20 protein-coding genes are annotated in these 14,713 nt (G+C 41.8%); 17 read left to right on the forward strand and 3 right to left on the reverse strand.

Annotation, left to right across the window (positions count from 1 at the left end; all coding sequences use genetic code 11):
- The first annotated feature begins 264 nt into the window (after positions 1–264).
- From ACJJIS_RS15310 to ACJJIS_RS15370, 13 genes are all read left to right on the forward strand, one after another.
- A complete protein-coding gene (locus ACJJIS_RS15310) occupies positions 265–696 on the forward strand; it encodes an MAPEG family protein (RefSeq protein ID WP_475708462.1) in 432 nt (143 codons plus the stop codon).
- An 88-nt stretch (positions 697–784) separates the two neighbouring features.
- Positions 785–1,165 carry a hypothetical protein gene (locus tag ACJJIS_RS15315; RefSeq protein ID WP_475708463.1) on the forward strand — a complete coding sequence of 127 codons (381 nt, stop codon included), beginning with the start codon at positions 785–787 and terminating at the stop codon, positions 1,163–1,165.
- A 94-nt stretch (positions 1,166–1,259) separates the two neighbouring features.
- Complete coding sequence (locus tag ACJJIS_RS15320; protein WP_475708464.1) at positions 1,260–1,595, forward strand: hypothetical protein; 336 nt, start codon at positions 1,260–1,262, stop codon at positions 1,593–1,595.
- Positions 1,596–1,719: 124 nt separating this feature from the next.
- Complete coding sequence (locus tag ACJJIS_RS15325; RefSeq protein WP_475708465.1) at positions 1,720–2,037, forward strand: hypothetical protein; 318 nt, start codon at positions 1,720–1,722, stop codon at positions 2,035–2,037.
- 137 nt (positions 2,038–2,174) lie between these two features.
- Positions 2,175–2,420, forward strand: a complete 246-nt coding sequence (locus tag ACJJIS_RS15330; RefSeq protein WP_282931758.1) for a VF530 family protein — start codon at positions 2,175–2,177, stop codon at positions 2,418–2,420.
- Positions 2,421–2,957: 537 nt separating this feature from the next.
- Positions 2,958–3,422: a hypothetical protein gene (locus ACJJIS_RS15335; protein WP_282931757.1), complete on the forward strand. Its 465-nt coding sequence runs from the start codon at positions 2,958–2,960 to the stop codon at positions 3,420–3,422.
- Entirely contained in the window at positions 3,419–3,724 is a 306-nt protein-coding gene (locus ACJJIS_RS15340; protein WP_282931756.1) for a hypothetical protein, read from the forward strand. The genes ACJJIS_RS15335 and ACJJIS_RS15340 overlap by 4 nt, the downstream gene beginning before the upstream one ends.
- Before the next feature lie 806 nt (positions 3,725–4,530).
- Positions 4,531–5,301 carry an alpha/beta hydrolase gene (locus ACJJIS_RS15345; RefSeq protein WP_475708466.1) on the forward strand — a complete coding sequence of 257 codons (771 nt, stop codon included), beginning with the start codon at positions 4,531–4,533 and terminating at the stop codon, positions 5,299–5,301.
- Positions 5,302–6,472: 1,171 nt separating this feature from the next.
- Positions 6,473–6,832, forward strand: a complete 360-nt coding sequence (locus ACJJIS_RS15350) for a nuclear transport factor 2 family protein (protein WP_444916449.1) — start codon at positions 6,473–6,475, stop codon at positions 6,830–6,832.
- 230 nt (positions 6,833–7,062) lie between these two features.
- Complete coding sequence (locus ACJJIS_RS15355) at positions 7,063–7,533, forward strand: hypothetical protein (protein WP_444942388.1); 471 nt, start codon at positions 7,063–7,065, stop codon at positions 7,531–7,533.
- A 90-nt stretch (positions 7,534–7,623) separates the two neighbouring features.
- Positions 7,624–8,382 (forward strand): hypothetical protein, encoded by a 759-nt coding sequence (locus ACJJIS_RS15360; RefSeq protein ID WP_475708467.1) that lies wholly within the window; start codon positions 7,624–7,626, stop codon positions 8,380–8,382.
- A 28-nt stretch (positions 8,383–8,410) separates the two neighbouring features.
- Positions 8,411–8,722: a hypothetical protein gene (locus tag ACJJIS_RS15365; RefSeq protein ID WP_475708468.1), complete on the forward strand. Its 312-nt coding sequence runs from the start codon at positions 8,411–8,413 to the stop codon at positions 8,720–8,722.
- A 116-nt stretch (positions 8,723–8,838) separates the two neighbouring features.
- Positions 8,839–9,312, forward strand: coding sequence for a hypothetical protein (locus ACJJIS_RS15370; RefSeq protein ID WP_475708469.1), 474 nt, complete (start codon positions 8,839–8,841; stop codon positions 9,310–9,312).
- Positions 9,313–9,827: 515 nt separating this feature from the next.
- On the opposite strand, the gene ACJJIS_RS15375 is transcribed toward ACJJIS_RS15370, so the two are convergent.
- From ACJJIS_RS15375 to ACJJIS_RS15385, 3 genes are all read right to left on the reverse strand, one after another.
- Entirely contained in the window at positions 9,828–9,998 is a 171-nt protein-coding gene (locus ACJJIS_RS15375) for a hypothetical protein (RefSeq protein ID WP_444928266.1), read from the reverse strand.
- Complete coding sequence (gene csrA / locus ACJJIS_RS15380) at positions 9,979–10,167, reverse strand: carbon storage regulator CsrA (RefSeq protein WP_444915871.1); 189 nt, start codon at positions 10,165–10,167, stop codon at positions 9,979–9,981. The genes ACJJIS_RS15375 and csrA overlap by 20 nt, the downstream gene beginning before the upstream one ends.
- Before the next feature lie 659 nt (positions 10,168–10,826).
- A complete protein-coding gene (locus ACJJIS_RS15385; protein WP_444959510.1) occupies positions 10,827–11,777 on the reverse strand; it encodes an IS5 family transposase in 951 nt (316 codons plus the stop codon).
- Positions 11,778–12,684: 907 nt separating this feature from the next.
- Between ACJJIS_RS15385 and ACJJIS_RS15390 the strand changes: the two genes are divergently transcribed.
- The 4 genes from ACJJIS_RS15390 (at position 12,685) to ACJJIS_RS15405 (ending at position 14,635) form a co-directional block, all read left to right on the forward strand.
- Positions 12,685–13,104: a GNAT family N-acetyltransferase gene (locus ACJJIS_RS15390; RefSeq protein ID WP_475708470.1), complete on the forward strand. Its 420-nt coding sequence runs from the start codon at positions 12,685–12,687 to the stop codon at positions 13,102–13,104.
- 140 nt (positions 13,105–13,244) lie between these two features.
- Positions 13,245–13,628 (forward strand): VOC family protein, encoded by a 384-nt coding sequence (locus tag ACJJIS_RS15395; protein WP_444916442.1) that lies wholly within the window; start codon positions 13,245–13,247, stop codon positions 13,626–13,628.
- Between the two features lie 242 nt (positions 13,629–13,870).
- Entirely contained in the window at positions 13,871–14,176 is a 306-nt protein-coding gene (locus tag ACJJIS_RS15400; protein ID WP_475708471.1) for a hypothetical protein, read from the forward strand.
- Between the two features lie 48 nt (positions 14,177–14,224).
- Complete coding sequence (locus ACJJIS_RS15405) at positions 14,225–14,635, forward strand: DUF4288 domain-containing protein (RefSeq protein WP_475708472.1); 411 nt, start codon at positions 14,225–14,227, stop codon at positions 14,633–14,635.
- Positions 14,636–14,713 lie beyond the last annotated feature (78 nt).

A 14,713-nucleotide genomic window follows, 5' to 3' on the forward strand; every position in this document is an offset into this window, starting at 1 on the left:
GAATCCCGTGCTATTGAGTCTGGTATTAAACCCGAATCTTTTATATTTTTGAATGATACCGATCCGAGAACATATTTCGAGAATGAAATCCAAGCTGTATCGACAAGAGTTCCACCGAAAAAGTAGCCATGAAAGTAAGGCCGATCAGTATATTCCAGGCTTGCAGCCTTACGCAGGACGACCAACACTCCAGCTGCTCCTGTTGTGGTCATTATGCTCTGTTCAGCTCTCTAACATCAGTAAATAATAAAAAGGAATCAACGAATGATTGAAAGTACCCAAATAATTCAGCCTGTAATTGCCTTGATAGCTTGGTCAATGGTTATGTGGTTGTGGATGTACGCAACACGATTGCCTGCAGTGAAGAAAGCTAAATTAAAGCTTGATCCGAATGCTCCTCGCGGAGAGCAAATGTCAACCCTACCTCCCCATGTTCGTTGGAAAGCTGATAATTATAATCATCTCATGGAGCAACCAACTATTTTCTATGCTTTGGCAATATCACTTGCAGTCCTTGGCGCAGGAGATGGCATAAATTTTATTCTGGCATGGACCTATGTCGCTATTCGAGTAATTCATAGTATTGTGCAAGCAACTTTCAACAAAATTGAAATCAGGTTTTTAATATTTGCTCTATCAAACATTCCATTAATAGCCTTAACAGTGAGCGCTTTGCGAACCACATTTATGCAATAAAACCAGTAGGTATCACAAAACGTCGGCGTTCGGCAGCAAACTGCTAGGGACGCCTACGGAGCCCCACAACTTCGCGTTAACACAATATATGAAAGAACATATACCTTATGAAGAAAGATGTGGAAGAAAGCCGGATTTTGTAGTCAGGTACAAGATAGACTTATCTGAAGAGAATAAAAATGCCAAGCCGGGTCAAGGAATGAGAGTGGATTTTCTATATGACGGGGATGATCCGCAAGTTGAAGGTATACACATGATCTGGCCAGAGATTCTTGATGAAGATGGCAGAGTCATAAGAGATACTACTCCAGGTAATATTCCTAATGAAGGCTTTGCCAATATGTGGATATTAATTGAAGAGCGCCGTGAGTATCACCATAAAAGGCTTAAGATTGGTACAAAAGGGACTTGGTGGCGCGGTGGTCGCATTGCTAATGTCACGGTAGTTCAGATCAATGCTGTTAAATAGTACTTACAAATTGTGGCACAATCGCCCACAAAGGATACAGACTGGACTCGCTGCACGTCGTTCCACTAGCCTATCGTATAAGGCGTTAATAGTTATGAAAACTATCGCAGCATTTATTTTGTTTGCTCTATCCTCTAGTGCCTTATCATATCAGACATTTTCAACAGCGGTCAGATCTCTATTAGAATCAGGGAGTACAGATAGCTTTGTTCACGTCGGAAACAGAACACAGTCAGAATTCAATAAGCGGCAAAGCATTAGCTCGTTATGCACCCTCAACATTCTCGAAGGTGATGCCAAACAACCAATAGGTGATGGTAGCGCTACCAATCATGCTCTCATTACCTGCCCTGGCTTTAAAGCTCTCGGCATTCGTTTAAAACCTGAAGAGTCTGGCAAATACCATATATTGGGTTACTGGTCCCAGTGAGCTTTTAACAAGTTGCTGCATCCCACCACCTATACTCCGTTCGCTTTGTGCTGTACGCTACGCTAGCACAAAGCGGCTCCATTCCAGCGGCACTTGTGCAAGGCGTTATAGGTAAGGAAGAATTGTGGATGTAACTACACTGAGAGAAAAGCAGGAAGAGTTTTTTCAGTCAGGTAAAATCAACAAGGCTGAATACAATGAGCTCTCATCGATTCACCAGAGGATATCTGAAATGTCATCGAAGGCTGAAATTAGCCCAGAGGAAGCTGACAAGATAGGTGAACTATTGCAATCTAGCTCAAACATTCTATTAAAAGATGCTATCGAAACAGATACCACCTTTACTCAAAAGTTAACAAAACGAAGTAATCAAAGATTCAAACAATTTATCACTATATTACTTATATCCACATTTATTATGTATATCAATTATAATTATTAAAGGGCTTTAAACACATAATAAGTTAAGGGAAAGGACTTGCAAGCCTGTCACCTAATTTTATTTGCGATTAGGTGCCAACTTCATCAGCCCATGTTCACAGCATTATGCGCCATTAAACATAGAGTATTAATTGAAAAATGAGTAAAGATCAACCAAATAATCCGCTACACGGTATTACTCTTGAGAAAGTTGTTACACGTTTGCAGGAGCATTATGGCTGGGATGGTTTGGCAGATAGGATCAATATCAATTGCTTTAAGAGCGACCCATCAATTAAGTCTTCGCTCAAGTTTTTACGCAAAACCCAGTGGGCACGAGATAAAGTCGAGGATCTGTATATCTCAACTTTTGAAAATAACTCTCCGTGGGCTAATCGTAAATAAGCACTATTTGGTCACTACATAGATGTCGCTGTGACAAGGCAGGGACAGGCGCATAAATCGGGTAGCCGGTAGTTTTAGCTACCAGCTCCCACGCTACCCATCGTGCCAATCCGCAATAGCGGCTAGCTGGTCCTATTTATGAATCAGCGGCCACGCTGACAGCTTCACGGCAGCAAGTTAAACAGATCTCCCCAGATAAGAACGTAAACTTTCACTAAACAACTGCATTACTTACCCTACCCGTTAGATCACGCAGCTTCGGTGTCCTTGGCCGCCTCCCCTCCAGGCTAAGCCTTATATGATGTTTCTGTTCGTCAGCTCGTAGTTTTGCTAGCGGCTCCCTCCCCACAAGACCTCACGGTGTCGCAGTTGCCATTCGCTAGTAGTTAGCATTTAATGAAACCCATATAATGGTGACCCTCATACAGGGAGGCTATTACCCGATTAGTCCACACCTATGCTGAGCGTACCAAACACAGGTACGATCGCACACTGCGTGTGCTGGCAACGTTAAGATTTTAGACATGGAATGTGAATATGGAACAGTTTCGGATAATTCAAGATATTCGAGAGTACATTAAAAGTTATGATGCTTTTTTTGCACGACCAACACAAAGAGGTGAGCATCCGACTCTGTATATGGATGATAAACAAGGTAAAACATACAACAATATTCGAGAGAAAGATTACCTTTTTTCACAGTGTAAGCAATGGGTTATACCGCATTCTCAAATGGGGCTATCGTTTTCGGCTCATTGGCAGCACTTAAAGGATCAGTACAAACTAAAAAAGAAACATGCCAAAGGTAGCCCAGTCGATGTATTTTGGGTAATAGAAAAATGTGATTTACCAGAAGGACTTGAATTTATCGCTGACGAGAGGGATAAACAGCATTATTTCTTGACGGTCACTCGAAAAATGACCACAGCCCAATTACATCAAAAGCTCATTTGGCTTGCTGACAGAATGTCGGTTATTAGGGAGGCACAAGACGCTCTATGATCAAATATAGGTTCGAAGAAGAAAAAGATATTATTCTTCACTACGCAAACGTCCTCGACGATCAAAAAACAAGCCTTATAATTTCTAAAGGTATGGTTTCTGATAGAGACGAGGCGTTTCATTTAGCAAAATTCTTCTGGTCTATGGTTGACTTATCTGTAGAGGATATAGAGGAAGAAAGATTAGTTTGTGGCCATAAAGATCTTGAGGCTTGGAACGAATACATAATGAACTCCCTACGTTCATATCTACGCTCAAGTGGCTATGCAGATGAATGGGAAAGAGCTACGGACCAATCTTAAATCGGATAACCGGTAGCTTTTTGCTACCGGTTCCCACACCACCCATCATGCGGGTCCGCAATGAGTGGTTCCCTATCCGTAATGAATCTCTACCCAACGATAGTGTCGAGCAGCTCTTCATTTGAGCTAAGCATAATGGCGGTATCCTACCTCAACTTTATCCGACTGGAAGGCTAGCCCACTCTTTCAACTCGTAGAGTTTAGGTTCAGGCCTTAACTCTGTCCAAGGTATTAATCTTGGCACTTAGCTACTATGCCGTCAGCTAACTTCTATTTAATCATCGTGGTCAATGCTGATTGAGGAGCTACTGTGTTTCACTGCTTTTTGTCTATACCCTCGAAGGTGGCTAGCGGGTTGGGTCTACTTTTGAACTAGCGGCCACACTGACAGCTTCACAGCAGCAGGCTTAACAGATCTCTCTAGATAAGAACGTGAACTTCACCAAACAACTGCATCATTTACTCTACACATTAGATCACAATGCTTCGGTGTCCTTGGCCACCTCCCCTCCAGGCTAAGCCTTATAGGATACTTATATTCTTCAGTCCGTAGTCTTACTAGCGGCTTCCTTCCCACAAAAGTCACGGTGTTGCAGTTGCCATTCGCTAGTAGTTAGCATTTAATGAAGCCCATTAAATGGTGATCTTCCTATAAGGGGCTTTCACCCCATTAGTTCACGCCCATGCTGGGCGGGCGTACCAGGTCAAGGTGTCGGACGCTTCGCGCTGCAGTTTGAGGCATTAACTGCTTTATTAGCAATTTTACTTGTAGGTGGAAAATCAAGAATACAAAAAGAGGAATTTCATTGAAAACTATATTCTCATTAGTAATATTCTTAATATTTACGACATTTGAAACTGTTGCTGAAGAAGTTGATACAAAAAAAGATTATCACACCTTTGTTTTGGTACATGGTGCTACAGGCGGTGGATGGGACTGGAAAGAGGTTGGTAAACACCTTAGCGCTAAAGGTCATACCGTCTACAGGCCAACACTGACGGGGTTAGGTGAGAGGCACCATCTTTCCACTCCTGATGTTAACTTAACCACACATATCAACGATATCGTTAACCTGATTATTTTTGAAAAATTGAAAAATGTGGTACTTGTAGGTCATAGCTATGGTGGTATGGTAATCACCGGAGTTATCGATCGTATTCCAGAGCGAATTCATCATGTTACATTTTTAGACGCGAAAGTACCTGAGGATGGCATGTCAATGATGGAGGGGCAGACAATACCAGAGGAACATAAAGTGGTAAATGGTCAAGTTCACTTCTCATGGATTGATGTTAATTCCGAATTTCCACGAGATGTTACGCAGCCATTAAAAACACTTACGGAACCTGTATCGTATAAGAATCCTCTGGCCAAAAAACTCAATGTCACTTATGTAGCTTTTATTCCTGAGGGGGTGTCGAAAGCCGATAGAGCTAAAGATCCCTCTTGGCATCGGGCAGTAGAACGGAAATGGACAATTCGTACATTTAATGGTGATCATGTGATTTATCGGGCCAAGCCCAAAGAATTTTCAGAGATGCTTGAAGAAACCGTAAACGATACAAATAATATTTAAATATTTTGTGGCACGCAGTTAAATCGGGTAGCCGGTAGTTTCTAGCTACCTGCCCCACTCTACCCATTGTGCCGGTCCGCAATGGCTGGTTCCCTATCCGCCGAATCTCTACCCAACGATAGCGTCGAGCAGATACTCATCTAAGTTGAGTTCCATGACAGTGCCCAACCTCAACTTTATCTGACTGAAAGCATATCGGTAGGCAAATCCGGTCTTTTAATTCGTGGAGTTTAGGTCCAGGCCTTCACTCTGTTCAAGGTATAAATCTTGGCATTTGGCTACTATGCCGTCAGCTGACTTCTATTTAATCACTCTATTCATTTCTGACCGAGACGCTTCGGTGTTCCACCACTTTTTTCTATCCCCGCGATGGCGGCTAGTGGGTGGGGCCTACTTGTGAGTCAGCGGCCACGCTGACAGCTTCATAGCAGCAAGCTAAACAGATTTCCCGAGATAAGAACGTAAACTTTATATACACAACTGTATCATTGACTCTGCCCGCTAGATCATCCGGCTTCGGTGTCCTTTATCCCCCACCTCCAGGCTCAGCCTTTTAGGATGTTTCCGTTCGTCAGCTCATAGCCTTGCTAGCGGCTACCTTCCTACAAGACCTCGCGGTGATAAAGTTGCCATTCACTAGTAGTTATCATTTAATGGAATCCATTAAATGGTGATCCTCCTACAGGGGACTTTCACCCCATTAGTCCACACCCGTTCTGGGCGTACCAACTCGCCTCACAGGAAGCTAGGCGTTATGTGCTAATCGATCCATGAGCCACTATAAGAAGAGATTAATACAGCTTTTAGCGACTGGCGCCATATTAATCCTGCTATATCGAGTGGTCGATTCCTCTGGCGCCATCTCCAATGAGCCAACAAGCTTCCCCCCATTCGGCTGGCATTGGTGGGTAGCAATGGGATACTGGTTGTTCATCGTTACATGTGTTTTGCGCTTTAATTGCTCTAAATGTAAGAAACCACAGATAATCAGGGCAGTAGTATCAAACAATGGCATTGGCCAAGTGAGTCATGCTGGTCTTGCAATCATAAATTTAGACAAAATAGTGACAACACATAAAAAATCAATCAATGGTGCCTTCGGCTGGACTTCCTTACGCTTTACTCCAGTCGACCCATTATTGAGGCGTTAGGATCTAAAAGGATTCGAGTTATGGAACCAAAAGAAGTAATTCAGGCTTGGGTTGAGGCCTTTAACAAAGCGGATGTAGAGAAAGTGGTCAGCTTCTATTCTGATGATGCAGTTAACCATCAAGTTGCTAATGATAAGGTGGTTGGCAAAGATGCTATTCGAGCCAGATTTGAAGAAGAGTTCATTGCAGCGGATATGGTATGCATAGTAGAGCATATCTTCCAAGATGGAGATTGGGTAATTTTAGAGTGGAAAGATCCTCTAGGTTTGCGTGGCTGCGGTTTCTTTCAAGTCAAAGATGGAAAGATCGTATTTCAAAGAGGATATTGGGATAAGCTTTCTTTTCTAAAACAACATGGATTGCCAATCCCGCAAGAGTAATTAGCATGGTTGCCCTAGCAAGCCGCTGTGCTGAACATTGAAGTTGTAGAAAAACTAATGTATATCTTTGCTCCCTTAGGAGTGGCCAAATAATAACCACAAATGGTGATCCTACGTGAATTCTGATTTAGCCTTTCACTGATAAGTAGGCTATTTTTCACATAAAAACAAAACACGAAAAGCGGGCTGAGTTTTCCTGCACCTTCGTTAGCACTAATTTGGTACAACCAATGAAAATGACATTACTTTTACTGGTGTTACTTGTTCTTTGTGGATGCTCTAGTAACAAGGTAATTGATAGAACCGAAAACGGTGTACTCATAAATAGCCGAGAAAAAACAGATGGCGGTGTTTCGCTCATTTTTGCTTCAATCGATGGAAAAAAACTTCATCCCGGACCATGGACGGCGCCAATTGAGGCAACCTTTCCAGTTCCGCCAGGATGGAGAGATATTGGTGTAAGAGCTGTATTTACACCTGAAAAAACCACAGCGCAAAAAATAGGTTTTCAACCCCCTTTTCACTATGTCCTTGAGTCAAATACTGAGCTATTGGCAGAGGCAGGGAAATCGTACATGTTGAAAGCTAAAAGGAGTGGGAGTTTAGCTACTTTCTGGATCGAGTCAGAATCGGGGGATATCGAGTCAGAGATTAAAACTGGCCCAGTGAAAAAAGTAACAATTATTCCAGTATTCTATTAAATTAGAATCTGTAGGTAACAGTACTAACAAAGCACAACAGAAGGACAATTTTCTTTATGTGGGCAAGACCACAGACAATAGGAGCATAGAGTGAAATTAAGAATTTTTATTATATGGTTCATAAGTAGTACTGCTTTCGCAAGTGAACACCTTGAACCTGAGGACTCTCAGTTTTCGAGAGAGCTCTTTGGCGGATATACGCATCTTGTCTTAAGTTATCTTGGTTCAGCATATGAAGAAGATGTAATAGTAAGGCTTATTGGATTCCCTTCCTTTTCTCCTGAATACGTCTTGGGTATAAAGCAAAATGATAAAGAAAATTATATATTTTTTGAGTCCCCCAAAATGCAATTATGGGGATACCAAATGATGCCTTTGATGGAAGAAGGTTCTGTGAAGGTTATGAATGATGAGGGTGAATTCGTTAAAGATGAAGCAGGACTTAAAGAACTAGAGTCCCAATACCCTAAATCTCCCCAAGAAATTCCACGAATAAGGTGTAAAAAAGAAATTCGTCAAGAGTTAGCAGATAAAATTCAGTATGTTTGGCAAGAAATACTGTATGAAACAAGGTATCCACGAAATTTTTCTATGGGAGCAGACGGTCAAACTTACCACTTCTCAGCAAAATTGTTTGGAAACTTGAATTACGCTGGCAAGGTATGGTCACCTTCACCAGAGAGCAAAACCGGTAAACTCGTTAGAATATCTGATTTAATGGTGGACTACTGTCTTGAAGGCAAGAGGAGAATTAGGAAAGAGCTAGAGAAAAAAGTAAGCACTTTTAAAGTAGAATTAGAAAACATTAACAAATCAATCCAACCGTCCACTAACGTATCAGTTGATTGAAGTGTTTTAAGTATAAATAGGTGGGAAGATGTTACAGGCTGCAATAATTGCTTTGATATTGATAGGCATCTACAAGCTAATTGACAGAAACAAGGCACAAAGTAGTGATCCAGATATTGACTGGTGGGTTGCCTTTACCTTCGTTTTTGTACCTATGATTATTATATTCATAATCAGCTTAGTAGTCATAGGAAATGCTTTTTCGGAGATCATTATTTTATCGGCCTATTCCTTATATTTTATTATTCCGTTTATCTATTTAAAGAAGATTCTAGGCCATTCAGCAAAAAAATCACTAAAGTATTCAGTATGGGTTCCAGTTACAGTGTTGGCTATATAAATTCCATATACTTTGTTTTTTGGCCTACACAATGTTTAACAAGCTTGTGTTGTCGCCTCCGACTTGAACAGCCTACTGCATAGGTTCTCATAAAAAGGCGTTATGACCCATAGAAAATGAATATATTACCGGGTATTGGAATAGGTGAAATTAGGTACGGCATGATAGAGAAAGAAGTCATTTCTTTCTTAGGCAAGCCAGATCGAGCCGAAGAATCCGAGTATGTTGAAGGCAAAGGTGATTGGCATAGAGAATTATGGTATTCGCATAGAAACTTAACATTTACCTTCAATGATAATGATAACTTTCGCTTAGGTACAATAACAGTTATGGGAGCCGGATATTTATTATTTGAACAGCAACTATTCGGTTTAGGAATCAAAGAAATATCAAGGTTAATAGCTAAACATACTGGAGAGATAGCAAAACTAGAAGACTGGTCTTCTGAAGATCTTCCAGATCATAAATGCTTAATTCATGATGGTTTAGGTATAATGTTTTGGTTTGATTACAATTACCTTGCAGAAATGCAGTGTAGCTATCTATTTGAGCTGGACAACGAGACTGTTATATGGCCAGTAAAGTCATAACAAGTTTAGCCAGCATCGCCAAGCCAAAAAAGTAACTGGGCTGAACCTTACGTCGTTCGGCCTATGCTAAAGGCGGTAAGCACCGACAATATACGGATCAATAATGAAGCCTGATGAAAGATGGAAAAAGATTCGATCTAAAGGGTCGTTTCATTTTACTTTAACTAGAGGTCTATTTGGGGGCGGTTGTTTACTATTTGTCAATGGGTTTCTATCAAGGCAGATGATCCATAATCAACCCATTCTCACTATGGATACATTTTGGTCAGTAATAGGTAGTTTGGCTGTTGGGTTTCTCTTGTCAGGTGTAATCTGGTCTATTAATGAGTCAAGATACAATGGGCCCAGAACCTAGATCACATAGCCGGTAGCTTCTAGCTACCGTCCCCCACACCACCCATCGTGCAGGTCAGAGATGGGCAACTCCCAACCAGTAATGAATCTCTACCCAACAATACTGTCGAGCAACTCTTCATTTGAGTTGGAACGATCTTGGGCGCCCATAATTTGGTCATCTATGACATATTGGTAGGTGAGTTCAACATTAACCCATTGCTTACATCCAGCAAGTAGGGGTCGCTTGCAAAGGCACCCAACATCAAAACCGCTACCTCACCATGGTTTTGACATGGATGCTTTGGGAAATCCGTAGCCACAGCGAGGCTATCATCGATCTCCTCTTCCAAGTGCCCGCTCCTTTTGTACACGTATATATATTTCTTCACGGTGAACAGGCAGGGATTTGGGAGCAAGTATGCCTATCTTCACTTGATTACCCTTAACTTCTAGTACGGTAATTGAGACATTTGCTCCAATCCTTAAGTTTTGACCCGTCCGGCGCTTTAAGATCAACATATTTATTTCCTCTAAGACTCAAACCATTTGTAGACCACCCTTAACGGAAGGCTTTGTAAGTAACTTCTTGAGGAAATATGAGGTGGTGCACGAGAACGATAGGCATAGAAGAAGAAAAGGCGAGCACTACGCTCCCATAGCTTGGTGAATCTCTCCAAACTGCTCAATACTCTCCAGTTTATTGAAGACGAGCGGGTTTCTAGCGTATGATCCATATAGCCATTTTGATAGTGTGTGTATCAATTTGGTTAGCTGGCCCCTGGTGTTCGAGCACCTTGGGTCAGCGCCTTTTACTTGCTTTTACGTCACAATACCGCTCTCCTTTGACGGGCTGATTCTTAGAAAATTATTGACTTGGTTAAACTTCTTTGGTAGTCAGCATTTTAAAAGGCAGCTCAACGCTGACCAAAATACCAATAATCATCCTTTGATTTTACGCAGCTTCGACACTAAAACAAACTTAATAAAATCCAATAAGATTATTTTTGTGCCTATATTTTTTAACTTAGGGATCCTCTGATCAACGAAGCATTTTTCCAGAATTAAGCTGAGCTGCTTGAAAAATTCACTTTATTACGCACAAACGCGTAATTTTCGCGTAATAGTCCCCTAATTTTTCATCTGAAACCCTCAATAGGTGGGTTTCAGGCGAACCACCCCTAGGCAGCCAAGTATTTTCTCCCTATTAATAAGTTGGTAAAGCCTGCCAGTAAGCACAGCCTCTCAGTATTTTTTACCAGTCCCCGATAGCGGACCTTGTCATAACCAAATACCCGTTTGATGTAGCGGAAGGGGTGCTCGACCTTCGCTCTTATCTGCGCCTTGATCTTTTCCGCTTTACGGAGTGCATCACGCCCTGGAAGAGTTTTTAGCTTGCTCGGCTTCATTGCTATATACCAATCCGCCTCCCGCTCTTTCAACTCTTCACGTTTCTCCGCACCAATGTACCCAGAGTCTCCCCAGATTCTTTTCTCCTCCCCGTGGAGAACTCGCTCTGTGGTTGTGACATCATGCGAATTCGCTGCTGTTGTATCTATGCTATGTATTACTCCGAGCACATCATCAACCCCGATATGCATTTTCATCCCAAAATGCCACTGATTGCCTTTCTTTGTTTGATGCATTTCCGGGTCACGTTCTTTCTTTTCATTCTTAGTTGAAGTTGGCGCAGAGATAATAGTGGCATCTACAATCGTGCCTTCACGCAGTACCATCCCATTCTCAGCAAGGTGTTTGTTGATTTCATCAAAAAGAGCTGCACCTAGCTGATTGAGCTCCAGTAAGTGGCGAAAGTTAAGAATCGTTGTTTCATCGGGAATTGGGCTACTCAAAGTCAATCCAGCAAAACTACGCATGGATTCAATTTCATACAGTGCATCTTCCATAGCGGGATCACTGAGATTGTAAAATAGCTGCATGCAATGAATACGAAGCATGACACTCAATGGATATGGCTGTCGGCCACGTTTACCTTGTGGGTAACAAGGAGTGATCTGAGCTTCTAGTCGCTGCCATGGGACGAGGGTTTCCATTTGAGAAAGAAACTTCTCTCGGCGAGTTATACGACGCTTTAGCTTATATTCTGCTTCGGCAAAGGTGACTTGGTGCATGATTCATCGTAGTCTTGATGGGTAGGTGAATATTACCAAATTGACTCAGAATTATTCAGAGGTTCCTTAGCGCTTTGAATAATCTGAGTTACGCACAAAATTAACCATTTATGCTGGTGCTGTTATTAAGCTCTCACGAAAGAGCCCAGAAGAGTAGATCTTCAATACTGCTACTTACCGCAAGCCCCCTTCTTCTTACAGTCAAAATTGCTTAGTATTTTTTATATATTGTTAGGATTTTAGGTAATCAGTCTATTAGGAATAGCACTGGTGTTATTTTTATAGCCCTTTAGGGTTTGGACTTTTTGATGCGACAACCCCTAAAAATTCACTTCATTCAAAGGGTGGAACTATAAATTCTAAATGTTCGAAGTGTATCTCAAATAGTGAAGTCCAAGCGAAATATACGCGCAACGATTGAAATCGCTAGGGATGGGATTGCAGAGCAATTGAGATATAAAGCAACGATTTACGGCTAGCACTCTTATCAATTGATGACACCAATCTGGTACCGCTCAATCAGATACAGCGAGCTGATATAAGTTCCTATGGAATCCCTGGCTTGTTTGTGTCGGAGCACGCCTGACTACTGCTAGCTTCCTTCATTACCGCCAAGTGTGTCGGTCATTGTGGGAACCTAGGCTGCAATTGATCCTCTATTTGGTCTAGAATTGGCTCCTAAGGAAAGTGTATACCTTTGAACTGTTTGAGCTTGTGAATCAGCTCATATGGAAGAATCAAAGTGCTAATTTATCAATCAACTAACCGTGGGTAACAATAGAAATTGGTCTTATTTTTCGAGACAGGCCAAATAGTTAAGAGGAGTGGTTTACAATAAAGCCACCAGGCCATCTTACGCTGCGCTCAAAGCGACACGTTGTAGTAGCGTTACATACTTGAGGTTCAAGTGAATATATCTATAGCTGAGACAAATCAAGATATACTGGGTTGTTATGAGGTTTTATCTGAGCTCAGGCCACATATATCTAAAGATGATTTCTTGAAAAGGATCTTATCTTTAACTCACAACTGCGGGTATAAACTGGCCCGGCTAGACGATAACGGCATAAAAGCTGTAGCAGGTTACCGTATATCTGACTGGCTACATACAGGAAAGTATCTCGAAATTGAAGACCTTATAACCACAATAGAGAAGAGATCGAGTGGTTATGGCGGAAAGCTTTTTGACTGGATTTTGGAGCAAGCAAAAATTGAGAACTGCAACCAGGTTCGCCTTGTTTCTGGTGTTCGACGCGAGCAAGCTCACAAATTCTATATAGAAAAAGGCATGGTATGGGAAGCAAAGTACTTTTCCATTAATGTTTAAAGTCCATTGCCAAGCCAATAACCTAACCTCTGCGTACTATCAATTTTACGTAGACAACAAAAAACCACCCCAATTAGAGATGGTTATAGAGACGTTATATCTAAGACTTACCCACGTTTACGAACAACAAGGTGAAACTTATGTTGAATCCATTTCATCTCTCTTTCGTGGTTCCCGACAAAGAGGAAGCGAAGCGCTTTTATTTGGACATTTTGGGTTGCTCTATAGGCCGTGACAACCCCACCTGGTTCGACATTTTATTTTACGGCCATCAAATTACAATTCATCAAGCTTCCGACAAAATGCCGGCCTACCAAATTGACCATTTTGGACCAATTCTAAGTAAAGAAGAATGGCTGTCCGTATTAGAAGTTTGCAAATCAAATGATGTAGAGTTTGTAGCAAGTAGCCTTATAAAGAACGAAGGCGCTGAAGATGAGTCAGGTAAGTTTCTTATAAAAGATCCGAGTGGCAATACACTTGAATTTAAGTATTATATGAACTTTGAGCGTACAGTCGGGTAGCGACATATATCAATTAGCCAGTATAGCGCATCTATTACCCAAAAAACGATCTGTTGGCTCCGTAGATGAGCCCCAACCTATCTGCTCGCGGTGGGGCTTCAACATCAAATTCAGGTGAGAATAACTATACAAGCTTGCAAAGACATGCACTAGTTTAACAAACCGGTAAGTCCCCAAAGAAAAGCCCATCACTGGCAAGTTGCCTTAGTTGTTAGCCCGCACTAATTGGAACATCGTATTTTATGAGCAAGAAGGCATTTGGAATTAATGAATTTATTATCCTCACCACCCTACTGGCAATGCTTGGCTTGCTGGCCATCCGGTTTTTGAATCCTGAGATGCTAAATCTGTCCATTTTCAATACTCGGGCAGGCTCCTTTTTACTTGGCTGCGCATTTTGTTACTTCACTCTAAATGAGTTCAAAACGGCCATAGCTAAAGATGAGTGGGGCCCAAACAGAATTGCAGGTATTATTCGTGTACCCCTAAATCTCGCCGCTGCTTTATTCCTGTTTTACATGAGCGCAAGCGGAGGAATTAATGCATAAGAAGAGATTATTAGCTTCCCCATCACCGGCGAGTACAAGGCAGTTAAAATGAGTAACCAGAGAATTCCTGACAGAAATAAGAGCCCCTACGGCTGGTGGGTCGCAACAATTATAGAGAGGTTTCAATTTGATGATGAGGAACTCGACAATATGCGTCGGCGCTGCCGGGCATTCTCAAATGTTGTGATACTAAGAGCTGATGATAGAGAGCAAGCTTACCAGAAGGCCATTCAGTACGGGAAGTCCGGCATCGAAGACAAAAGTGACTGGACAAATGATAAAGGGCGTAGAGGTCGCTGGATTTTTGAGGGACTAAGCAGTCTTATTCCCATCTATGATGAACTTGATCCTGAAGGCACTGAAATCCTGTTTGACGATGATAATGGGATTACAGTTGGCAGAGTTAAGTCTTGGGTTCGAAGCAAGGAAGAGCTTGAGGTATTTGATGATACCGAATGAGAAATTCAAGTACTTTATCAGCCCCTTTAAAGACTAGACCTCCCCTCTTTTCTCTCGATAACTATAGAATAGTCCAAC

The organism is Microbulbifer maximicatervae (SeqCode), assembly GCF_056231245.1.